This is a genomic window from Arthrobacter silvisoli, from assembly GCF_003369445.1.
Taxonomy (GTDB): Bacteria; Actinomycetota; Actinomycetes; order Actinomycetales; family Micrococcaceae; genus Arthrobacter; species Arthrobacter silvisoli.
The window spans coordinates 29,515-50,612 of the sequence record NZ_QRCU01000073.1 but is presented as its reverse complement, the minus strand read 5'-3'; the positions used below and the strand labels follow the sequence as shown (position 1 = coordinate 50,612).

18 protein-coding genes, 1 tRNA gene and 1 pseudogene are annotated in these 21,098 nt (G+C 69.0%); 11 read left to right on the top strand and 9 right to left on the bottom strand.

What is annotated here, in order from left to right; genetic code table 11:
* Positions 1 to 344: 344 nt before the first annotated feature.
* Complete coding sequence (locus tag DWV11_RS16495; RefSeq protein ID WP_115790006.1) at positions 345 to 1,109, top strand: NUDIX hydrolase; 765 nt, start codon at positions 345 to 347, stop codon at positions 1,107 to 1,109.
* 46 nt (positions 1,110 to 1,155) lie between these two features.
* Entirely contained in the window at positions 1,156 to 1,416 is a 261-nt protein-coding gene (locus DWV11_RS16490) for a DUF4235 domain-containing protein (RefSeq protein WP_115790005.1), read from the top strand.
* Between the two features lie 15 nt (positions 1,417 to 1,431).
* On the opposite strand, the pseudogene mnhG reads toward DWV11_RS16490, so the two are convergent.
* From mnhG to DWV11_RS16460, 6 genes and pseudogenes are all read right to left on the bottom strand, one after another.
* Positions 1,432 to 1,812: pseudogene (gene mnhG, locus DWV11_RS16485) on the bottom strand (monovalent cation/H(+) antiporter subunit G); the annotation flags it as partial.
* Complete coding sequence (locus tag DWV11_RS16480; RefSeq protein ID WP_115790003.1) at positions 1,802 to 2,080, bottom strand: MrpF/PhaF family protein; 279 nt, start codon at positions 2,078 to 2,080, stop codon at positions 1,802 to 1,804. The gene DWV11_RS16480 and the pseudogene mnhG, both read right to left, overlap by 11 nt.
* Positions 2,077 to 2,652 (bottom strand): Na+/H+ antiporter subunit E, encoded by a 576-nt coding sequence (locus DWV11_RS16475; protein ID WP_115790002.1) that lies wholly within the window; start codon positions 2,650 to 2,652, stop codon positions 2,077 to 2,079. Before DWV11_RS16475 ends, DWV11_RS16480 begins: the two co-directional genes overlap by 4 nt.
* On the bottom strand, positions 2,649 to 4,244 hold the full coding sequence (locus tag DWV11_RS16470) for a Na+/H+ antiporter subunit D (RefSeq protein WP_115790001.1): 1,596 nt from the start codon (positions 4,242 to 4,244) through the stop codon (positions 2,649 to 2,651). Before DWV11_RS16470 ends, DWV11_RS16475 begins: the two co-directional genes overlap by 4 nt.
* Positions 4,241 to 4,762: a Na(+)/H(+) antiporter subunit C gene (locus DWV11_RS16465; RefSeq protein ID WP_115790000.1), complete on the bottom strand. Its 522-nt coding sequence runs from the start codon at positions 4,760 to 4,762 to the stop codon at positions 4,241 to 4,243. The genes DWV11_RS16470 and DWV11_RS16465 overlap by 4 nt, the downstream gene beginning before the upstream one ends.
* A complete protein-coding gene (locus DWV11_RS16460; RefSeq protein WP_115789999.1) occupies positions 4,759 to 7,815 on the bottom strand; it encodes a Na+/H+ antiporter subunit A in 3,057 nt (1,018 codons plus the stop codon). The genes DWV11_RS16465 and DWV11_RS16460 overlap by 4 nt, the downstream gene beginning before the upstream one ends.
* Positions 7,816 to 7,952: 137 nt before the next feature.
* Between DWV11_RS16460 and DWV11_RS16455 the strand changes: the two genes are divergently transcribed.
* The 6 genes from DWV11_RS16455 to DWV11_RS16430 all read left to right on the top strand — a co-directional run bounded on the left by DWV11_RS16455 (position 7,953) and on the right by DWV11_RS16430 (position 15,108).
* Entirely contained in the window at positions 7,953 to 9,356 is a 1,404-nt protein-coding gene (locus DWV11_RS16455) for an MFS transporter (protein ID WP_115789998.1), read from the top strand.
* Positions 9,357 to 9,752: 396 nt separating this feature from the next.
* On the top strand, positions 9,753 to 10,919 hold the full coding sequence (locus DWV11_RS16450; protein WP_115789997.1) for an ROK family transcriptional regulator: 1,167 nt from the start codon (positions 9,753 to 9,755) through the stop codon (positions 10,917 to 10,919).
* 77 nt (positions 10,920 to 10,996) lie between these two features.
* Positions 10,997 to 12,511, top strand: coding sequence for a glycoside hydrolase family 3 protein (locus tag DWV11_RS16445; RefSeq protein ID WP_115789996.1), 1,515 nt, complete (start codon positions 10,997 to 10,999; stop codon positions 12,509 to 12,511).
* 46 nt (positions 12,512 to 12,557) lie between these two features.
* Positions 12,558 to 13,346, top strand: coding sequence for a glucosamine-6-phosphate deaminase (locus DWV11_RS16440; RefSeq protein WP_115789995.1), 789 nt, complete (start codon positions 12,558 to 12,560; stop codon positions 13,344 to 13,346).
* 86 nt (positions 13,347 to 13,432) lie between these two features.
* Positions 13,433 to 13,915 carry a cation:proton antiporter regulatory subunit gene (locus DWV11_RS16435; protein WP_115789994.1) on the top strand — a complete coding sequence of 161 codons (483 nt, stop codon included), beginning with the start codon at positions 13,433 to 13,435 and terminating at the stop codon, positions 13,913 to 13,915.
* Positions 13,916 to 13,920: 5 nt separating this feature from the next.
* On the top strand, positions 13,921 to 15,108 hold the full coding sequence (locus DWV11_RS16430) for a cation:proton antiporter (protein WP_115789993.1): 1,188 nt from the start codon (positions 13,921 to 13,923) through the stop codon (positions 15,106 to 15,108).
* A 174-nt stretch (positions 15,109 to 15,282) separates the two neighbouring features.
* On the opposite strand, the gene DWV11_RS16425 is transcribed toward DWV11_RS16430, so the two are convergent.
* Together DWV11_RS16425 and dcd are read right to left on the bottom strand one after the other, a co-directional pair.
* Positions 15,283 to 16,164: a homocysteine S-methyltransferase family protein gene (locus DWV11_RS16425; protein ID WP_210725773.1), complete on the bottom strand. Its 882-nt coding sequence runs from the start codon at positions 16,162 to 16,164 to the stop codon at positions 15,283 to 15,285.
* Between the two features lie 11 nt (positions 16,165 to 16,175).
* Positions 16,176 to 16,751 carry a dCTP deaminase gene (dcd, locus tag DWV11_RS16420; protein ID WP_115789992.1) on the bottom strand — a complete coding sequence of 192 codons (576 nt, stop codon included), beginning with the start codon at positions 16,749 to 16,751 and terminating at the stop codon, positions 16,176 to 16,178.
* A 118-nt stretch (positions 16,752 to 16,869) separates the two neighbouring features.
* Here dcd and DWV11_RS16415 point away from each other — a divergent pair, with 118 nt between their 5' ends.
* The gene (locus DWV11_RS16415) at positions 16,870 to 18,660 is read left to right on the top strand and encodes a CAP domain-containing protein (RefSeq protein ID WP_245953738.1); all 1,791 of its coding nucleotides are present in this window, start codon (positions 16,870 to 16,872) and stop codon (positions 18,658 to 18,660) included.
* A gap of 84 nt (positions 18,661 to 18,744) precedes the next feature.
* Here the strand turns inward: DWV11_RS16415 and DWV11_RS16410 are convergent, their stop codons facing one another.
* Positions 18,745 to 19,188, bottom strand: coding sequence for an SRPBCC family protein (locus tag DWV11_RS16410; protein WP_115789991.1), 444 nt, complete (start codon positions 19,186 to 19,188; stop codon positions 18,745 to 18,747).
* 188 nt (positions 19,189 to 19,376) lie between these two features.
* On the opposite strand from DWV11_RS16410, the gene DWV11_RS16405 reads away from it, so the two are divergent.
* Both DWV11_RS16405 and DWV11_RS16400 read left to right on the top strand, forming a co-directional pair.
* A complete protein-coding gene (locus DWV11_RS16405) occupies positions 19,377 to 20,879 on the top strand; it encodes a M15 family metallopeptidase (protein ID WP_115789990.1) in 1,503 nt (500 codons plus the stop codon).
* Between the two features lie 136 nt (positions 20,880 to 21,015).
* Positions 21,016 to 21,089, top strand: a tRNA-Gly gene (locus DWV11_RS16400).
* Positions 21,090 to 21,098: the final 9 nt, after the last annotated feature.

Here is a 21,098-nt window from a genome sequence, read left to right as displayed (position 1 = left end):
GGGCGGGCAGGGGCGGGGCGGGGCGGGCCGGCGCGGGCTGGGGCCGGGGGCGGCGTCGGATTCCGCGGCATCATCCGCACGCCTCGGCCGCGCGGTCCCGAGAATTCGCAGCGACATCCACTGTGCCCCCGGAATGATCGCGCGGAATCCGGCACCGCAGCGCCCATACGTGGCGGCGAGAGTCGGACTGGACCATGCTGTGCACACTCTGCTGGACCACCCCGGGGTTGCTGCTGGATCACCCCGGGCTCCGCCGGAGCATGTCCCGCCTCGGCGCGGGTACGGTGGAGTGACTGCGGGTGTGATCCAGCAGAATCGTCGCGCGGAGGAGCAAAGGAGCGTTCATGGCGGAAAACGGCGGGACCGGAGAGCCCCCGGTCCCCGGCAACGGGCACGGCGCCGCTGCCGCCCCGGTCCCCGGCACTGTGCCCCAAGCTGTTCCGGCGGCGGGGCCCGAGGTCCGGCTGGCCGCCAGCGTGATCCTGCTGCGGGACGGCGCCGACGGCCCGGAAGTCTTCGTCCAGCACCGGGTGTCCACCATGGACTTCGCGGCCGGAATGGTGGTGTTCCCCGGCGGCCGGGTGGACGCCGTCGACGGCAGCGACTGGGATTTCGCGGACGACCTCGCCCAGCAGCATGCGCAGGCGTGGCGCCGGTGCAGCATCGCGGCCAATGACGCCGGCACAGCCCGGCACAACGCGGGCCGGGTCCTTGCTGCGGCCCTGCGCGAAGTCGAGGAAGAGGCGGGCCTGGTGCTCGACGCCGGGCTGCTGCGGCCGTGGGCCAACTGGGTCACCCCGGAGGATCAACCCAAGCGCTTCGACACCTATTTCTACCTGGCCGCGCCCGTACCGCAGGATGAGGCCCGGCATCAGACCACCGAGGCGTGGCAGTCACTGTGGATGCCGGTGCGCGGGATCCTCGAGGGAGAGGCCGCCGGCGCCCTCAAGCTCATGCCGCCCACCCTGGTCCTGCTGGAGGAACTGCACCGGCTCGGCAGCATGGAGGCCGGCCTCGCCGTCGAGCGGGACATCGTTCCGGTCCGCCCCGGACCGGGCGCCCTCAAGGCCTTCTTCAAGCGCCGCCGCCAATCTCCTGCGGCCGAATAGGGTTAGGCTGGGGCTGGTCCTGTTTCCTCCCGCAAGGAGCTCCGGAATGAACATCTTCTTCAAACTGCTTGGCGCCGGCATCGGCATGGGCGCAGGATTCGTAGCCACCAAGCTGGTCAACGGTGTCTGGGAAAAGACCACCGGAAACAAACCGCCCAAGGGTCATGACGACATGGAAACCAGCCTGCGCTCAGCCCTTGCTTTCGCCTTGGTCTCCTCGTCCGTCACCGCGATCATCCAGGTTCTGACCAGCCGTGCCACGCAGCGCGCCATCACCCGTTTCGCCAAGACCCAGGACATTGTCTAGCTCCACGGCGGAACCGGGTTCGCCCGGGTCATTTGCTGAGCGCCGCACCACGGCCTCGAGCTCGTCCACGCTGAGCAGTTCCGGATGCAGGTGCTTGGTGCGGTAACCGGCGCGGCCCACCATGTGCGCGGACACGGGCACGGTGAGCAGTTGGAAGATCCAGGCCACCACCAGCACCGGCCACACCCACCATTGGCGCATCTGCAGGCCGATCGCCACGAGCAGCAGGAACAGGCCCAGCACCTGGGGCTTGGTGGCGGCGTGCATGCGGCTCATCAGGTCAGGGAAGCGCAGAAGGCCGATCGTCGCGGTGAGCGACATCAGCGCCCCAAGCACCAGGAACACAGCCGTCAGGGCATCGATCACGGCGTCCACGCCGCCCGCATCAGGAGTCATTGGCCTGCCCCCTCCGGTCGGCCACGAAGCGGGCCACGGTCACCGAGCCGATGAAGCCGATCAGCGTCAGCGCCACCAGCAGGAACAGGTTGTTCAGGTGCCGGTTGACGGCCATGTCGATGGCGAGCGCGGCGCCCACGATCCCCAGCAGCACGTCCGAGGCCAGTACCCGGTCCAGCAGTGACGGTCCGACGGCGATCCGCACGATCGCCCCCGCGGCGGCCACGGTGAGGACCACCGCCGTCACGATCAACACAACATCCTTCACGGCGTCTCTCCCTTCGTGGCTGCGCGTGGCGGCGCGGTTTCGGCCTCAAGCGCCGCCAGCTCGGCCTTGGTGCCCATGATCCTGATCAGCCCGGCCTCGGTGTCCTGGACCTCCTTGCGGAGTCCGGCGGCGTCCGCCTCATCACGGATGTCCAGGCCGTGGATGTAGAGCGTGGATGTCGAACGGTCAACCTCCACCACCAGGGAGCCCGGGATCAGGGACAGCACGTGCCCGGTGGCGGTCACCATGAGGTCCGAATGGCTCCTGAGCGGCACCTCGACGACGGCGTTGACCACCTTCGGTCCTTTGACCACCGCCAGGAAGATGACCTGGAAGCTCGCTGCCACCACTTTGGCGAGGAACACCAGGGCGAAGGGGACGGCGCGCAGCACGTTGAACCGGCCGCTCAGTTCCACGGGGGGCAGGTAGAAGATCCTGGCAACCACCAGGGCGATCAGGGCCCCGAACAGGAGGTTGCCGGGGCTGAAGTCCCGCCACAGCGCACCCCAGACGATGACAAGCCAGATCAGCAGGGGCAGCTCGGTACGCAGGGAGATCGGTTTGCGGCTCATTTCGCGCCTCCCTGCAGGCTCGGGCCGGAATCAGTGCCCGGCGCGGCCTTGCCCGGCACGATGGCGTCCCCGCCCAGCACGGACTGGATGTAGGCGGTGCGGTCGAGCATCTGTTCCGCCGAGTTCCCGGCGAGCTGGAACAGCGGCCCGGCGAACACCGTGAGCGCGACGCCGAATACCACCAGGGCTGCCGTCGAACCCACCATCGTGCGGGGAAGCAGGCCCACTGCGGCGGTGTCCTTCAGCACGGGATCCGGGTACTCGGCGTCGTCCGGTTTGCGCCAGAAGGCGCGGTTCCAGACGCGGGCGATCGCCAGCAGGGTGAGCAGGCTGGTCAGTACGCCGCCCGCCACGAGGGTGATGGCCAAGGGCGTGCCCAGTTCCATGCCGGCCTGCATGAGCCCCACTTTGCCCAGGAACCCGGAGAACGGCGGGATGCCGGCCAGATTCATGGCCGGGACGAAGAAGAGCAGGGCCAGCATCGGGGACAGTTTGGCCAGGCCGCCCAGCCGGTCCATGGAGGAGCTGCCGCCGCGCCGTTCGATCAGGCCCGTGACCAGGAAGAGGCTGGTCTGCACGGTGATGTGGTGGGCCACGTAGAAGACGGCAGCGGCCAGCCCGGTCACGGAGGACATGGCCAGGCCGAACACCATGTAGCCGATGTGGCTGACCAAGGTGAAGGACAGCAGACGTTTGATGTCGCTCTGGGCCAGGGCACCCAGGATGCCCACCACCATGGTCAGCAGGGCCACCACCATCAGCGGGGTGTTGAGGGTGTCGCCCGGGAACAGCAGCGTCTCCGTGCGCACCATCGCGTAAACGCCCACCTTGGTGAGCAGGCCGGCGAACACGGCCGTGACAGGTGCCGGGGCCGTGGGGTAGGAGTCCGGCAGCCAGAAGGACAGCGGGAACACGGCGGCCTTGATGCCGAAAGCCACCAGCAGCATCACGTGCAGCAGGTTCCTTGTGGCGGGATCCAGTTCGGCGAGCTTCACGGCGAGGTCGGCCATGGTGATGGTCCCGGTGGCGCCGTAGATCATGGCGATCGCGATCAGGAACAGCACCGACGACACCACGGACACCACCACGTAGGTCACCCCGGCCCGGATCCGCGGGCCTGTGCCGCCCAGGGTCATCAGCACGTAGCTTGCCGTCAGCAGGATCTCGAAGCCCACGTAGAGGTTGAAGAGGTCGCCGGTGAGGAAGGCGTTGGACACCCCTGCCACCAGGATCAGGTACGTGGGGTGGAAGATCGAAACGGGGGCTTCCTGGTCGCCGTCGGCCATGCCCTGCCCGGTGGCGTAGACGAGCACGGCGAGGCTGACCACGGAGGACACCACCAGCATCAGCGAGGAGAACTGGTCCACGACCATCACCACGCCGAACGGCGGCAGCCAGCCGCCCAGGGTCACGGAGGAGGTTCCCGTGGTCCAGACGGCGGCCAGGAGCCAGCATTCCAGCAGCAGCGTCAGGGCGAGCAGGCCGATGCTGACCATGCGCTGGGCCACCGGATTGCGGTTGAGCGCGAAGGTGAGGGCGGCGCCGAGGATGGGAAGGACGACGGCGAGCGGCGCCAGGCTTGCTGCGTTCATCGCGGTCCTCCTCCTTCGTCGTCGTTCAGTGGCGTGCTTCCCGCCAGTCCGGGATGGTCAGCCGCTTCCGGATGGTCGGGCGTGTGGCCGGCGGCGATCGCGGCGAGCGGGAACTCGGAGGTTTCCTGGGGCACTTCGGCGTCGTCCTCGGCGTCGAAGCTCGGGGTCTTGGCCACGCGGCGGTCCTCGGCGTCGTCCTGGATGTCGTCTTGGCGGGCGAGGGCCCACGTGCGGTAGATGATGCCGAGCATGAACGCGGTGACGGCGAAGGAAATCACGATCGACGTCAGGATCAGGGCCTGCGGCAGCGGGTCGTTGTAATCCCCGGAGTCGGTGCCCTTGCTGAAGAACGGCGCCAGGCCCGCGTAGCCGCCCGTGGCCAGGATCAGCAGGTTGGTGGCGTTGGCCAGCAGGACCAGCCCGAGCAGCACCCGGGTGAGGCTGCGTTCCAGGATCAAGTAGATCCCGCAGGCATACAGCACCCCCATGACCAGCAAAAGGGTCAGATTGACGCTCATGCGTTGTCCCTTTCGCTTCCGGCCGCCAGGACTGCTTCTTGTGCTTCTTCTTGTGCGGCAGCTTCTTGTGCTTCTACTTGTGCTGCTGCTTGTGCGGCACCGGCCGGGGCGGCCGCTTCTTCGAAGTGTTCGTCGATCTCGGCCCCCAGGCTGCGCAGCACGTCCAGGGCCAGGCCGACCACCACGAGGTACACTCCGATGTCGAAGAGCGTGGACGTGACGAATTTGATGTCCCCGAAGACCGGGAGCCAGAACCCGATGATGGCGCTTTGGAAGACCTGCCCGCCGAGGAACAGCGGCACCAATCCGGTCAGTGCGGCCAGGGCAAGGCCCGTGCCAAGCAGCATGCCGGCGCTGATCGGCGCGGCCTCGCGCAGTTCGAAGCGCCCGCCGGCGAGGTAGCGGACCGTCAGGGCGAGCCCGGCCATCAGGCCGCCCGCGAAGCCGCCTCCGGGAAGGTTGTGCCCGGCGAGCAGCAGGTACACCGAGAAGATGATCATCGAGTGGAAGATCAGCCGGGTGACCACTTCGAAGATGATCGAACGCCGCTCGGGAGCCAGCGTGCGGCCGGCCACCAGCCAGGGGTCCCCGGCCTTGCCGGCGAAGCGGCGGGCCACATGCAGGGAGGCGTGCTCCCTGGAGTCATTCCCGACGGCGGTGCGGCGCCCCACGGTGCCTTCCGGCATGGCGGCCGCCCGGTTGATCCGTTCGCCGCGGCTGCGGATGAAGATCAGGCTGGCCACGCCGGTGGCGGCCACGGCCAGCACCGAGATCTCGCCGAAGGTGTCCCAGGCCCGGATGTCCACGAGGGTCACGTTGACCACGTTGAGCCCGCCGCCGCCTTCATAGGCCAACTGGGGGAAGGCCAGGGACACGGGGTCCGCGACCCTGGCGCCCATGGCGTAGATGGCCACGAAGATCATGGTCACGCCGAACGCGGCGCCGATGATGATGCGGACCACACGGAGCCTGCCGCCCGTACGGTCGCGCAGCGCGGCGGGCAGGCTGCGCATGGCCAGGACGAAGGCCACCAGGATGATGGTTTCCACCAGCATCTGGGTCAGGGCGAGGTCCGGGGCGCCCTGCAGCGCGAACATCAGGGCGATGCCGTAGCCGGTCACCGAGACCATCAGGACCGCGAGGAACCGCTTGTTGGCACGCACCGCGGCCAGGGCTCCGGCGATGATGCCCGCCGCGGCGACCAACTGCAGCGGCGAATTCGGGTCCACGATGTAGAGCCCGCCGGGGAGGGGCTTATTGGAGACCAGCAGCACGCTCAGCGGCACCGCGAACGCGACGGTGAGGATCACCGCCAGGTAGAAGTAGAGGGAACCGCGCTGGGTGCGGCCGGTGACCCATACCGCGACGTCGTCCAGGGCGCCGATGGTGCGCTGGTAGGCGCGGTCGCCGTCCACCCAGTCCGGGACCCGGCTTTGGGCCCGGGCGACGGCGTTGCGCCAGTAAAACATGGCGAGGCCGGCCGCGAAGGTGACGGCGGTCAGGCCCAGCGCGGGCGTGAGGCCGTGCCACAGCGCAAGGTGCCCCGCGCCGGCGTCGTGCCCTGGCCCAGCGAAAAGCGCAGCGTACGGCTGGATCCAATTGTCCGCCGGGGCCGGCCACAGGCCATAGGCGACGCTGAGCAGGCTCAGGATGGCCGGCGCGGCCAGGAAGGACAGCCGGATGGCTTTGAACGGGGTCCGTTCCACGCCGGGCTTGCTGGCGAAGGCACCCCACATGAACCGGGCGCTGTACGCGAAGGTCAGCACGGACCCGAGCACCAGGCCGATCAACAGCACCATGCCCCAGGCCCCCGATGCGGGGTCGCCGCTGTAATGCACGAAGGACTCGAACACGGATTCCTTCGCCACGAATCCAGCCAGCGGGGGCACTCCCGCCATGGACGCCGCGGCCAGGCCGGCGACCACCGCGAGGGCGCGCGAGGACTTGTAGACGCCCGAGAGCTGGCGGATGTCGCGGGTTCCGGACTGGTGGTCGATGATGCCCACCACCAGGAACAGGGCCGCCTTGAACAGACCGTGGGCCAGCAGCAAGGCGAGGCCGGCCAGCGCGGCGTCGGGGCGGCCAAGGCCCACCACCATGGTGAGAAAGCCGAGCTGGCTGACGGTGCCATAGGCCAGGATGAGCTTGATATCCGTCTGCCGCAGCGCCCGGTACCCGCCCAGCAGCATGGTGCCCAGGCCCAGGCCGAGCACCAGGGGCAGCCAGGCCGGGCTTTCGCTGAAGCCGGGCGCCATGCGGGCCACGATGTAGATGCCGGCCTTCACCATGGCGGCGGCGTGCAGGTACGCGCTCACCGGGGTGGGGGCGGCCATGGCCCCGGGGAGCCAGAAGTGGAAGGGAAGCAGCGCGGACTTCGTGACGGCGCCGGCCAGGATCAGGACGACCGCGGCAGTCACCGCGCCCTGGGCGGGCCCGGCGAAGAGTTCTTCCGTGCCTGCGAGGATCGCGGACATGCGGTAGGTCTCCGCGGACTGGCCGAGGATGATGAGGCCGATGAGCATCGCCAGGCCGCCGGCGGTGGTGACGACGAGGGCTTGGAGGGCCGAGCGGCGCGCAGAGAGGCGGGTCCGGGCGTAGCCGATCAGCAGGTAGGACAGGACGGTGGTGAGCTCCCAGAAGATGAACATCATCAGGAGGTCGTCCGCGGTGACCAGGCCGAACATGGCGCCGGCGAAGGCCAGGAGCTGGGCGCCGAAGCCGCCGAGGTAATCGTCCTTGTCCTTGAAGTACCGGGCGCAGTAGACCAGCACGAGGGTGCCGACGCCGAGGACCAGCAGGGACATCACCCAGGACAGCACATCCATGCGGAAAGCGAATTCGAGCTTGAGCTCGGGAATCCACGGGAGGCTTTCCTCAATGAAGCCGCCGGTGGGGCTGCCGCCCGGGTAGACCAGCCCGTACTGCGCTACCAGCCACACCAGGGACCCCGCGGGAACCGCCGCCAGCACGTAGAAGGCGCTCCGCCCGATTTTCCGGAAGATCCAAGGCGCCACAGCAGCCGCTGCAAAGGTCACGGCAAGGACTGTGATCACTGTTATCTCCGCTAAATCAGGATGAAAGTTGTCAAAGAGTTGGAGCCGGCGGTCATACTTTGGGTTCGGTTCCAACAGTTTATCAATCGGGTGTGACAACCAGGTTTCCCGTACCCGCTGCCGATAGCATTCACACCATGGACACCACAGCGGTTCCCGACACTCCCCGCCCGGCCTCGGAACTGGCCGCAGGCACCACCGCCTCCACCAAGGGCCGCATCCTCGCCTGGGCCTCCTGGGACTGGGGATCGGCTGCCTTCAACGCCGTCATGACCACCTTCGTCTTCACCGTCTACCTCACGTCCAAGGCCTTTGGCGGCGAGGACGCGGCATCGGCGGCCCTGGGTGCCGCACTGGCCATCGCGGGCGCGGCGATCGCGCTGCTCGCTCCGGTCACGGGCCAGCGTTCCGACGCCGGCGGGCGGCGCAAGCTGTGGCTGGGCGTCAATACCGCGCTCGTCGCGGTGCTGACCGGGCTGTGCTTCTTCGTCTTCCCGCGCCCGGAATTCCTACTGCTTGGCGTCACCCTGATCGCGCTCGGCAATGTGTTCTTCGAGTTCGCCGGGGTCAACTACAACGCGATGCTCGCGCAGATCTCGACACCGGCCAACATCGGGAAGGTGAGCGGCTTCGGCTGGGGCATGGGGTACCTGGGCGGGATCGTAGCCCTGCTGGCCGTGCTGCAGTTGTTCGTCCAACCGTCCTTCGACTGGTTCGGCGCGCAGACCGCCGACGGGCTGAACATCCGGCTGGTGGCCGTGTTCTCGGCGCTGTGGTTCTTCATCTTTGCGCTGCCCGTGCTGTTCGCCGTCCCCGAACTGCCCGCCCGGCCTGCCCAGGCGCGGCTCGGATTCCTGGCGTCCTACCGGCTGCTGTTCCGCAGGATCGGGGCCATCTACAAGACCAGCCCGCACACCATCTACTTCCTCCTCGCCAGCGCCATCTTCCGCGACGGCCTGGCCGCCGTCTTCACCTTCGGCGGGGTTATCGCCGCGGGCACCTTCGGCTTCGAACTCAAGGACGTCATCTTCTTCGCCATCTTCGGCAACATCGTGGCGGCCGTGGGCGCGATCATCGGCGGGCTCCTGGACGACCGGATCGGGCCCAAGGCCGTCATCATCATTTCGCTGATCGGGCTGCTGCTTGCCGGCACCGTGATCCTGGTCCTCGGCAATGGCAGGTACACCTTCTTTGGCGCTGCATGGAGCGGGGGCAGCACCTTCTGGACGTTCGGCCTCTTGCTGTGCCTGTTCGTGGGCCCGGCCCAGGCGTCATCCCGCGCCTATCTTGCCCGGCTGGCACCCGACGGGGAATCCGGCGAACTCTTCGGCCTGTACGCCACCACGGGGCGCGCGGTCAGCTTCCTTGCGCCCGCCCTGTTCACGCTCTGCATTACCGTCGCCACCCCGCTCGTGGCGGCCGGCGAAGCGCAGCGCTGGGGAATCCTCGGGATCATGGTGGTGCTGCTGGCGGGGCTCCTTGTGATCCTCCCGGTGAAGGCACCGGAGGACATGGCCATCGCCGTCGTACCTGAGCGGTGAGTGCCCGGACCGAGTGCCGGGTGCGCGAGTTCGTGCTGCAAAGCCAGGCGGCACCAGGCTGAAGGGTCGGAACCACGGGAGCGGCCGACGGCGGTTGCGCACCTCCGGCCGGGCAGCCTCCGCCGGTCCCGACGCTTCCGCCTCCGGAAACGTTGTTTGCCCGCTCAAATTTGAGCGGGCACTCCACATTTGAACGGGCGGAACCACGGGAGCGGCCGACGGCGGTTACGCACCTCCGCCGGGCAGCGTCGCCGAAGCAGCCCCGCGCCGCGCACCATGCCCCGGACCGCCGTCGCGCCCGCACCCCCGCCCACAACCGGCCCGGCACCCACGAACGACCCCGAACCACTCCCACACCTCTTGACCTTTGATTGTTAGTAGAGTTAACTAACTTCCATGCCAAGCGTACGAGACCGGGGTCACAGCAAACGGACCGGCGCCGCCACCCTCCCCTCGGACGGGCGCGCGAACAACCTCTCGCTCGTCCGCCGCACCCTCCACGCCGACGGCGCCATGAGCCGTGCCGAGCTCTCCCGCACCTTGGGACTGACCCGCGTGACCGTCTCGGATTTGGTCTCGGACCTCCTGGACCGCGGCCATGTAGTCGAGCTCGGCCAGTCCGGCGAGGTCCGCCCCGGCAAACCCGCCATCCTCGTGGACATCAACCGCCAGGGCCTGCAGGTCATCGGCGTGGACCTCTCCGGTGAAACCGCCCTCCGCGCCGCCGTCCTCGACCTGGACGGCAACATCCTCGAGAGGCTGGAACGGCCGGTCGGCAACGCCACCGGGCAAGCCGCCACCGGGCAGGCCGTCGTCGAACAGGTCCTGGAACTCGTCGCCGAAACCGCGGCCCGCGCCACCGCGCCGCTCCTGGGCATCGGCGTCGGGACCCCCGGCATCGTCAGCGGCGACGGCGTCGTCCTCACCGCCCCCAACCTCGGCTGGAGCGAGGTGCCTGTGCGGGAGCTGCTGGAGCAGCACACCGGCCTGCCCACCCTGGTTTCCAACGACGCCGACGCCGCGGTCCACGCGGACCACACCTTCGGCGGCGGCTGCGACGACGAAATCCTCATCAAGATCGGCCGCGGTGTAGGCTCCGGCGTCATTGTCGGGGGACGGCGTGCCCGCGGCGCCCATTCGGCGGCCGGCGAAATCGGCCACGTGACGGTCGGAACGGACCCCGGAACGCTCTGCGTCTGCGGCCGCACCGGCTGCCTCGAAACCTGGATGTCGGTCCCCAGCCTGGAACGCGCCCTGGCCGTAGCAGCGGCGGGCGACGATCCGAAGGCCGCCACCGCCGTCGTTTACCAGGAAGCGGGCGAACGGCTCGCCATCGCCCTCGCCCCCGTGGTGGGCGTCCTCGATCTGGCGGAAGTGGTCCTCAGCGGACCCCGCCACCTGCTGGGAGGTCCGCTGCTCGATGCCGTGCAGCGGACCCTGCTTGCCCGGCTGCTGCACCAGGACCCCCAGCCGGTCACCGTCCGGCTGGCCGAGGACCCACAGGACATCGTCCTGCGCGGCGCCGCGGTGATGGTCCTGTGGAACCAATTGGGAGTGGCGTGAACCCCGCCCCCGTACCCACCGGGCCCCGGCCCGGCACCCACCAAACTGCCCCGCACAATGCCGTCAGGAGCCACGCCATGGGCACTTCGAAGTCAGCCATCCTCGCCGCACCCGAACAAAGCACCGGGGCCGAACAGATCCGCCGCCTCGCCGCCGGCACCCTCATGCCCGGGTTCTCCGGGATCGCCGTGCCCGTCTGGATCCTGGACGCGTACGACGCCGGGCTGGCGGCCGTGTGCCTGTACGGCACCAATGTCGCGTCCCCCGTGCAGCTGCGCGACCTGTGCGCCGGCCTGCGGGCCCACTCCCCCAACACGCTGATCGCCGTCGACGAGGAAGGCGGGGATGTCACCCGGCTGCACTACCTCACCGGCTCCCCGCAGCCCGGAAACGCCGTGCTCGGGCGCCTGGACGACGTCACGCTGACCGCCACGAGCGCCGCGACCATCGGCCAGGAACTCGCCAGCCTGGGCATCAACCTGAACCTGGCACCGGACGCGGATGTGAACTCGGAGGCGGACAACCCTGTGATCGGCGTCCGCAGCTTCGGCGCCGAACCGGACCTGGTCGCACGGCACACGGCGGCCTGGATCCGCGGCCTCGAGGATTCCGGCGTGGCCTCCTGCGCCAAGCATTTCCCCGGCCACGGGAGCACCACGAGCGACTCCCACCTCGAACTTCCCCGGGTCTTGGCCGATGCCGCCACCTTGGAAGCCCGCGAGCTCGTGCCGTTCCGTGCGCTGGTCGAGGCCCGCGGCGCCACGGTGATGACGAGCCACATCCTGGTCGAGGCCTTGGACCCCGAGAACCCCGCCACTTTCTCTCCCCGGATCCTGCAGGGGCTGCTGCGCGAAGAACTCGGCTTCGAAGGCGTCATCCTTACCGACGCGCTCGACATGGCCGGCGCCTCCGCGGAGACCGGCGTGCCTGAAGCGGCCGTGCGGGCCCTGTTGGCCGGCGCCGACCTGCTTTGCCTCGGCTCGGACACGGGCCCGGACCTCTACGAACAGACGCTCGCCGCCATCACCGCCGCCGTGGCCGAAGGCCGCCTGGACCCTGCCCGCCTGGCCGACGCCGCAGCCCGCGTCGCCGGACTGTCGGCACGCTTCCCCGCCGCGGGCGCCGCCGAAATCCACCAGGCCACGCCCCGCGGGGTCTCCAGTAAGCCCGGCCGGCCTGCCTTGGATTCCACGGAGGGCGAAGGAACGCTCGACGCCGCGCGCATCCGCGAGGCCTTCGAAGTCTCCGCCGCCGCCGAGAACTGGCTGGCCCGCGAGGAACCCGTGGCGATCGTGCAGGTGGACACCGGCGCGAACTTCGCCGTCGGGCAGGTGCCGTGGGGACCCGCCGCGGCGACGGACGCCGTCGTGGGCGAAGGCGAGGTTCCGGACGGCGCGAAGGTCGCCGTCGTCGGACGCGGTCTCGACGGCGACCACCCGCTCTGGACCGTTTTCTCCCGCTTGCGCGCGGAAGGCCACGCCGTGATCGCCGTCGAGTGCGGCTGGCCGCGCGGCGGCGCGGACATCGTCACGTACGGCGCATCCCTCGGGGTGTCCCAGGCGCTCTGCGGCCTGCTGCTGGGCAGCAACTAGCCCTCCCTGGACCATCGATCTCAGAGACCGAAACAAGGAACCATTAATGGAAATCATCGTTGCCCCCACCCCCGAATCCGCGGCGTCCGCTGCTGCGCAGGCCGTCCTGGCCGGACTGCCTGCCGGCAAGGCCCCCGTGCTGGGCCTTGCCACGGGTTCTTCCCCGCTTGGACTGTACGCCGAGCTCGCGGCCGCGGTGGCCGACGGCCGGGCGGACTTCTCGGCGGCCAAGGGCTTCGCGCTGGACGAGTATGTCGGCCTGCCCGCCACCCACCCCGAGTCCTACCGCCAAGTGCTGGTCCGCGAGGTCTGCGAGGTGATCGGCTTGCCCGTTGACGGGCTCAACGTGCCGGACGGCACCGGGGCCACCCTGGCCGAACTCGAAGCGGGGGCCGCCGCGTACGACGCCGCAATCGCCGCCGCAGGGGGCATCGACGTGCAGATCCTGGGCATCGGCGCCAACGGCCACGTGGGCTTCAACGAACCGGCGTCCTCGCTGTCTTCCCGCACCCGGGTGAAGCGCCTGGCCGCCCGTACCCGCCGCGACAACGCCCGCTTCTTCGCCTCCGAGGCCGAGGTCCCCACGCACTGCATCACCCAGGGCCTGGGCACCGTGATGGACGCCCGCCGCCTGGTGCTGATCGCCACCGGTGAGGCGAAGGCCAATGCGGTGGCGGCCGCCGTCGAGGGTCCGCTCTCGGCGTCCTGCCCGGCGTCGATCCTGCAATGGCATCCGAACGCGATTGTCGTGCTGGACGAGGCGGCGGCCGCGGCGTTGCAGAACCGTGAATACTACGACGACGCCGCCCGCGGCCTGCCGCTGAACGCCGTGTAGCGTTGCAGCTCCCTCCCTTCGGGGAGCCCGGGCGGGTGCCGTGCGGTGCCGTTCCGCAGCCCTCGCAAGAGGACTAGGGTGGATCCATGAACGTGGATGAGACTGAACTCCCCGGCCTGGGTGTCCGCAAGGACTTCATCACGGCTTCCGGACGCCGGATCGGCGTCGTGGAGTTGCGTGAAGGCGAAACCGAGCTGTTTGTTTCGACCTGGGACGACCCTGACACCTGCCAGGCCTCCATCCCACTGACCGCCGATGAAGCGGCCGCCCTGGGCAATCTCCTGGGCGGCCAGCACATTGCCATGCGCCTCGCCGAAGCCCACAAGGAAATTCCCGGCATCGTCACGCGCCAGTTCTCCATTACTGCCGACTCCCCTTTCCAGAACCAGCCCATGGGCAAGGCCCAGATCCGCACCCGCAGTGGTGTGTCGATCGTGGCGATCATGCGCGAAGGCGAGGTCGTTCCCTCGCCCGCACCCGACGTCGTACTTCACACGGGTGATCTTCTGGTAGCTGTCGGTACGCAGGAAGGCCTGGACTCCGCGGCTGCCATCTTGCGCAACGGCTGACGGCCATGGACCCGTTGGCCCTGACCCTGATCGAACTTGGTGCTGTAGTCTTCTGCCTCGGTCTCCTCGCGCGGCTCGCAGGCCGCATCGGAATGTCCCCCATTCCCCTGTACCTCATCGGCGGCCTCGGCTTCGGAGCCGGCGGGATCGTCAAGCTGGACGGTATGCACGAATTCGCGCATCTTTCCGGCGAGATCGGCGTGATCCTGCTGCTCCTCATGCTCGGCCTGGAATACACGGCTTCCGAACTGGTGACCGGGCTTCGGCGGTCCTGGCAGGCCGGCGTCGTGGACCTTGTGCTGAACTTCGTGCCAGGCGCCGCGGTGGCGCTGTTGCTGGGCTGGGGCATGGTGGGCGCGATCGTGATGGGCGGCGTCACCTACATTTCCTCCTCCGGCATCGCGGCGAAGGTCATCACCGACCTTGGCAGGATCGGTAACCGCGAAACGCCCGTGGTGCTGGCCATCCTGGTGTTCGAAGACCTCACCATGGCCATCTACTTGCCGATCCTCACCGCCATCCTGGCCGGCGTCGGCTTCCTTGGGGGCCTCCAGACCGTGGGCATCGCCCTGGCCGTGGTGACCGTGGTGCTGCTCGTGGCGCTCAAGCACGGGCACCGGGTGTCCCAGGCCGTGCACAGCGAGAACTCCGAGGTCTTCCTGCTCAACGTCCTGGGCCTTGCCCTGCTGGTGGCCGGCCTGGCTTCCGCATTGCAGGTGTCCGCGGCCGTGGGCGCGTTCATGCTGGGCATCGCGATTTCCGGGGCCACCGCGCATAACGCCACCCGGATCCTGGAACCGCTGCGGGACCTGTTCGCCGCGATCTTCTTCGTGGCGTTCGGCCTCAACACGGACCCCAGCACCATTCCGCCGGTGCTGCTCTTCGCCCTGCTGCTGGCACTGTTGACGGCCGGCACCAAGATGCTCACCGGCATCTGGGCGGCGAAACGGGCCGGGATCGCAATGCCCGGCCGTTTCCGTGCCGGGGCTGCATTGATTGCCCGCGGCGAGTTCTCGATCGTCATCGCGGGCCTGGCGGTGACCTCGGGCGCGGTGCCGCGTGAACTGGCTGCCTTGGCCACGGCCTACGTGCTGCTGATGGCGGTCATCGGCCCGCTGGCGGCCCGCTTCGTGGAGCCCGTGGTGAAGGCGGTTCGGAAGCCCAGGCGGCCGGCGCTGGCGGAAGCACGCTGAGCCTAGGCCCGGCAGGCCACTCGGGCGGCCTGGCCACTCGGGGGGCCGGGCGTCGAAATCGCGGGAATGGTGCCAGCTCGCTGGAACGAACCAGCGATTTCGCAGCGTTCCCGCGAGCTGGGCGGGAAGGGAGGCGGCAGGCGGGAAGGCAGCTACGGGGACCCGCCGAAAGGCTCAGCTCAGACGGCTGATGGCCGCGATGTGCTCCGGGCCGATGCCGCAGCAGCCGCCGATGATGCCCGCGCCCTGCTCCCGCCAGGCCGCGGCCCACTCGAGGTAGCCGGCCGGGTCCAGGTCTTCGCGCAGTTCGTCGAGCCCGTCGTTGGCGGTGGCGTCCTCCGGCTGCGGCGGGAAGGCGTTCGCGTAGACGCCCAGCTCCAGCTCTGCGCCCAGGCGCTCGACGGCGGTCTGCGCGGCGGCGAGGGCAGCCCCCATCACCTCGGGGCGGCTGCAGTTGAACAGCAGCGCTTCCGCACCCAGCCCGACGGCGGCCTCCGCGGCGTCCCCGACCGTCTCGCCGGAGCGCAGCACGGCGGGGCCGTCCACATGTTCGTCCCGAAGGGTGAGGGAGAGCCAGAAGGGCTTGCCGTCGTCGGGCAGGCCCGCGCGGATGGCCCGCGCTTCGGCGATGGAACTCTGGGTCTCGGCCAGCCACAGGTCCACATGCGGAGCCAGTCCGTCCACCAGGGGTGCCAGCACCGACGGTGCGCGGCCGGCGTCGAACAGGTCGGGGCGGTAGGAGCCGAACAGCGGCGGCAACGAACCTGCCACGCGGACGCTGTGCCCGGAAGAGTCCGCGGCCGCCCGGGCGAGGCGGCCGGCACGTGAGGCCAGGGCGCGGGCGTCCGCGGCGAAGCGCTCCTCGCCGATGTGGAAAGGCACCAGGGCGTAGCTGTTGCTGGTGATGATGCGTGCGCCGCCGGCAATGAAGTCTTCGTGGACGGCTTGGACGTGCTCCGGCGCTTCCATGAGCGCAAGCGCGGACCATTCAGGCTGCCGGAAGGGTGCGCCGCGGCGTGCGAGTTCGCGGCCCATGCCGCCGTCGAGGATGGTCAAGGAACGCAAACTCAGATGTCCGTCCGGTGGAAGTTCAGGAAGCTGCGGCTGGCGGTCGGTCCGCGCTGGCCCTGGTAGCGGTTGCCGTATTCGCCCGAACCATAGGGGTGTTCGGCTGCGGAGCTGAGGCGGAAGAAGCAGAGCTGGCCGATCTTCATGCCGGGCCAGAGCTTGATGGGCAGGGTGGCGACATTGGACAGCTCAAGGGTGACGTGGCCTGAGAATCCGGGGTCGATGAAACCCGCGGTGGAGTGGGTCAGCAGGCCGAGGCGGCCCAGGGAGGACTTGCCTTCGAGGCGGGCGGCGATGTCATCGGGCAGGCTCACGGTCTCGAAGGTGGAGCCGAGCACGAATTCGCCGGGGTGCAGGATGAACGGTTCGTCGCCCTCCACCTCCACCAGGCGGGTCAGCTCCGGCTGCTCTTCGGCGGGGTCGATGTGGGCGTATTTGTGGTTGTCGAACAGCCGGAAGAAGCGGTCGATCCGCACGTCCACGGATGACGGTTGGACCATGGCCGGGTCGTACGGCTCCAGGACGATGCGTCGGGAATCGATTTCGGCACGAATGTCACGGTCAGAGATCAGCACAGCATCAAAAATACAGTAGGTTCCGGGCAGGCATGGCGTCCGCGGAAGTCTGCGACTATAGTCCGAGGACCATATTCCGCCGCTGCCTGCTGGGTGGCACGACGCGAGCTGGTGAATAGTGAATCGAATTGCGGCAGCTGGGGCCGCCCTTCTGGCATGCCTGATCGCCACCACCGTCCTGGCCGGCTCGTCTCCGGCCGGGTTCCTGCAGGGCCCGACGACGGCGGCAACCGCGACGTCCTCGCCCTCGCCATCCGAGGGTGCAGACTCCGCCGCGCCCCTGGATCCTGCCGCACCTTCAGGCTCGGCGGCGACTGCCGAACCGTCCGCTACCTCCGCGGCGACGCCCTCGGCCACCCCGGCTCCCGGGGCGTCATCGAGCCCGTCGCCAACACCCACGTCACCCGCGGCTCCCCCGGTTCCGGGCCAGCCGGCACCCACCTCCCCGGCAGGCACACCGCCGGAAGTTCCCAGCATCCCGCCCCTGTGGGGACCGGACCCCCTCCCCGCCGCGAAGACCACCGCCCCCAAGGCGGCGGCACCCAGGGACTCCGCGGCCAAGACCGCGTCCGAGGCGGGCCCCACGGAAGCCTTCACCGCCGTCCGCGCCTCGGAGGTGACCCGGCTCGCCCCGCAGGCCCTGGTGAAGGACGACAACTCCGCCGCCGTGCTTGCGGTCTTCAACGCCATCAACAGCTATCGGGCATCCCTGAAACTGAACCCGGTGAAGTACCACCCCACCGTGGCCTCGTTGTCCCAGGACTGGTCGGACAACATCGCCACGCGCGAGGTAATCGAGCACCGTGCGAACTTCTGGTTGGACCCCCGTGCCCTTAATCCGGACCGCGGCGCCGGCGAGGTGATCGCGGTGCGCTGGGACCGCGACGCCGCGAAACTGGTCGACTGGTGGAAGAGCTCCCCCGCCCACGATGCCATGCTGCGGGACCCGCGTTTCAATGTGATCGGCGTCGGGATCACCTTCACGGACGGAAACTGGCAGACCACCCCGAACCGCTACACCATGTGGGGCGTGGTGAACCTCTTCGGCTACAGCACCCTCCCGGCCGGAACGGTGAACAGCCCCGGCGCCGCCGTCACGCCGCCCACACCGCCGGCGACAGATGTGTGCACGCCCCTTGTGAAGCAGCAGCCGCCCACCTGGGACCTCACGAACGCGGCGATCCGCGGACCGGGCGACCTGGTATCGGTGGATCCCTACGGCAACCTGCGGGACTACCCGGCGCTCGGCAACGGATCCTTCGGCCCCGTGCGCGCCGTGGGCAAGGGCTTCACCGGCGCCAAGGAACTCTTCGTGACGGACTGGGACCGGGACGGCGTGTTCGACGTGCTCGCCCAGCAGCTCGACGGCCGGCTCCTGCTCTACCCCGGGCTGCTTGACGGCGGCTTCGCGGCCCCCGTGCAGCTGGGCGGCAGCGGCTGGCAGACCATGACCGTGGCAGTGGGCACCTGGTGCGGCAACAACCGGATGCCGCAGATCCTGGCCACGAATTCGAAAGGCCAGCTCTACCTCTACCAGAACCGCGGGCTCGCAGCCGTGGGCATCGCGAGCAGCCTGGGCGTGACCGTTCCGGGGCTGCGGCTGGCCATGGTCGACTACGATGCCGACGGCCTGCAGGACCTGCTCGCGGTGGAAAGCACCGGCAACCTGCGCCTCTACCGCGGCAGCGGCGCCCCGGCCCCGAAGACCGAGACCCGGCCCGTGGTCGGCACCGGCTGGACGGACTACAGCGGGCTGCGTTCCCTGCGGAATGTCACCGGCCTGAACACCACCGGCATCGCAGGGCTGACCGCAGACGGGAAAATCGAGTACTGGGACCTCAGCAGCGGAAAGTTCGCCGGGGTCACCACGGTCGCCAGCGGCTGGGGCGGCGTCAAACTGGCACAGTAGCCCACGCCGGCGTCAAACCGGCACAGTAGCCCACGCCGGCGTCAAGCCGGCGTCAAGCCGGCGCAGCAGCGGCGGAGAACCGTCCTACGCCGCGTTCTCCTCCTCGAGCACCAGCTTCAGCTTGTCCAGTTGGAGCACCTCGGCCTCCATGGTCTTCTGGATCATCCCGCCCATCAGCTTCTGCATGCCCTTCGGGTGGAACTCCAGTGCGAAGCGCAGCCGCGTATTGGGCCCCTCAGTGCTCAGGTAGTAGCCGCCGAGGGGCCGGGCGGGGCCGGCAATGACTTCAAAGCGCACCTCTGCACCAGGCCTGGCTTCGACGATCTGGAAGTCGGCGGCAAGGGGCCGCCCTCCGGGGCCGAGCAGGGTCTGCTGGTACACGGCGCCCTTCGAACCGGCCTTTCCGGAGCGAAGGGAAATGCTGCGGATGCCGTCGCGCCACAGCGGGTTGTTCAGCCCGTCCACGAGGAAAAGGTACACACTCATGGCGTCACGGCCGATCAGTACTTCGTGCTCTGCGAATGCCATGGGATCCCCTTTCAACGTGCGACAAAACGATGTAGCCCGGTTCCCCATGACGCATAGCTAACCGTTTCAGGATATGCAGGGGCCGCTGTGCCGGGACACCGTTGCAGCGAGCCTTAACCGAATCTTTATTCCGCTCGCGCCAAGATTGCGGTACAGTTCCTGCGCCGCAAAACAGAAGGGGACTGTTCGTGCCTGCCTTGAATGACTCCCACCCATTCCGGGCCCGACGACGCCGGGCCCGGGTCCGCTTGCCGCTTGCCTTTTCGCTGTGCGCGGCGCTGTTGCTGGGCACCCCGGCGCTGGCGCCCGCGGCCCCGGTTCACACCGTCGTCGGGCCCGCCGCCCTGGCAGCGGGCCCGGTACCTGCAACCGTCAATCCGCTGCCGAGCCTGGCGCCGGTGTTCGCCGCCGGCAGCACCGCGGTCCTGGTCAACAAATCCCACCCCCTCAACCCGCTGCGCTACGCTCCCAGCGACCTTGTCAACGTCAGGGGCAGCGGCTACTACCTGCGCGCGGAGGCGGCAGGGGCCCTCAATTCGCTCTTCAACGCCGCATCCAGCGCCGGGCAGGGGCTGACCGTGGTGAGCGGCTACCGCTCCTACGACACCCAGGCCGCCCTGTACGACTACTACGTCCGGACGTACGGGCAGGCCTACGCGGACACCATCTCGGCCAAACCCGGATACAGCGAACACCAGACCGGCTTGGCTGTGGACATCGGCAACGCGGGCGGCTCCTGCGGCCTGTCGACCTGTTTCGGCGACACCCCGGCCGGGCGCTGGGTGGCGGCAAACGCGTACCGCTACGGCTTCATCGTGCGCTACCCCAACGGTTATTCGAGCACGACGGGCTACAGCTACGAACCCTGGCACCTGCGCTACATCGGGCCCACGATCGCCGCGGATATGCGCGCCCGCAGCTTCCCCACCCTCGAGCACTACTTCGCCGGCAACCCGGCATCCGGGGCCAGCATCAAGAGCGGCTCGGACCTCCTGGCCGTGGACTCCGCCGGGCACCTGCTGCTCTACACGGCACCGCAGTCCGGGAGCTACCGTTACCGGACGACTATCGGCGGCGGCTGGTCGAACCTCAAGCAGGGCTTCGTGGTGGACTGGAATGCGGACGGCGTGTACGACATCCTCGCGCAATGGAAGAACGGCGTGCTCGCGTTGTACCGCGGGCGGGCCGGCGGCGGCTTCGACGGTTTGCGGAGCGTGGGCTGGGGCTGGGCGGACATGACCATCACCGTGGGCAAGCTGTCGCGGAGCGCGATGTACCCGGGTGTGCTCGGCTACCGGCCCGACGGCGTGCTGCGCTACTACGCCAACAGCACCGGCGGCGCGCTTGGCGGCTTTGTGTCGATGGGCCCGGGGTGGGCCGGCCGCGGCATCACCCTGGCCGACTGGAACAACGACGGCAACAACGATGTGCTCGCCCAGCTGCCCGGCGGTGCCCTGCTGTATTACAGGGGAAACGGCGCCGGCGGCATCGCCTACCCCTCAACGATCGGCGGCGGCTGGCAGGTAATGACCTCGGTGGCGCCCGCCTACGGCTACGCGGGGCTGGGGACGCGCGGCCTCCTCGCCCGCAGAACGGACGGCACGCTCAATTACTACGGCTTCCGCAGCGGCAGTTGGATTCCGCCGAGGCCCGCCGGGAGCGGCTGGGGCCCGATGAAGCTCTTCAGATAAGCCCGGATTCCCGCCGCGGGTGGGGCTCCGTTTCGGGCACCGTTTCGGGCCTGCGGCGGGTCTGTCCGGGAACGCCTGTGATCTGCGCTAAGCTGGGATCTGCTCCGGCTGAGTCGTCGACAAAGTGCCGGGCAATGCGGGCGTAGCTCAATGGTAGAGCGCTAGCTTCCCAAGCTTGATACGCGGGTTCGATTCCCGTCGCCCGCTCCATTTCACACA

Bases quoted from the DNA above. Each gene is read 5' to 3' on its own strand.
- DWV11_RS16470 (WP_115790001.1), bottom strand. From the start codon at position 4,244: ATGAACGCAGCAAGCCTGGCGCCGCTCGCCGTCGTCCTTCCCATCCTC.
- DWV11_RS16435 (WP_115789994.1), top strand. From the start codon at position 13,433: ATGAACGTGGATGAGACTGAACTCCCCGGCCTGGGTGTCCGCAAGGAC.
- DWV11_RS16430 (WP_115789993.1), top strand. From the start codon at position 13,921: ATGGACCCGTTGGCCCTGACCCTGATCGAACTTGGTGCTGTAGTCTTC.
- DWV11_RS16450 (WP_115789997.1), top strand. From the start codon at position 9,753: ATGCCAAGCGTACGAGACCGGGGTCACAGCAAACGGACCGGCGCCGCC.
- DWV11_RS16440 (WP_115789995.1), top strand. From the start codon at position 12,558: ATGGAAATCATCGTTGCCCCCACCCCCGAATCCGCGGCGTCCGCTGCT.
- DWV11_RS16475 (WP_115790002.1), bottom strand. From the start codon at position 2,652: ATGAGCCGCAAACCGATCTCCCTGCGTACCGAGCTGCCCCTGCTGATC.
- DWV11_RS16445 (WP_115789996.1), top strand. From the start codon at position 10,997: ATGGGCACTTCGAAGTCAGCCATCCTCGCCGCACCCGAACAAAGCACC.
- DWV11_RS16495 (WP_115790006.1), top strand. From the start codon at position 345: ATGGCGGAAAACGGCGGGACCGGAGAGCCCCCGGTCCCCGGCAACGGG.
- DWV11_RS16490 (WP_115790005.1), top strand. From the start codon at position 1,156: ATGAACATCTTCTTCAAACTGCTTGGCGCCGGCATCGGCATGGGCGCA.
- DWV11_RS16455 (WP_115789998.1), top strand. From the start codon at position 7,953: ATGGACACCACAGCGGTTCCCGACACTCCCCGCCCGGCCTCGGAACTG.
- DWV11_RS16465 (WP_115790000.1), bottom strand. From the start codon at position 4,762: ATGAGCGTCAATCTGACCCTTTTGCTGGTCATGGGGGTGCTGTATGCC.
- DWV11_RS16410 (WP_115789991.1), bottom strand. From the start codon at position 19,188: ATGGCATTCGCAGAGCACGAAGTACTGATCGGCCGTGACGCCATGAGT.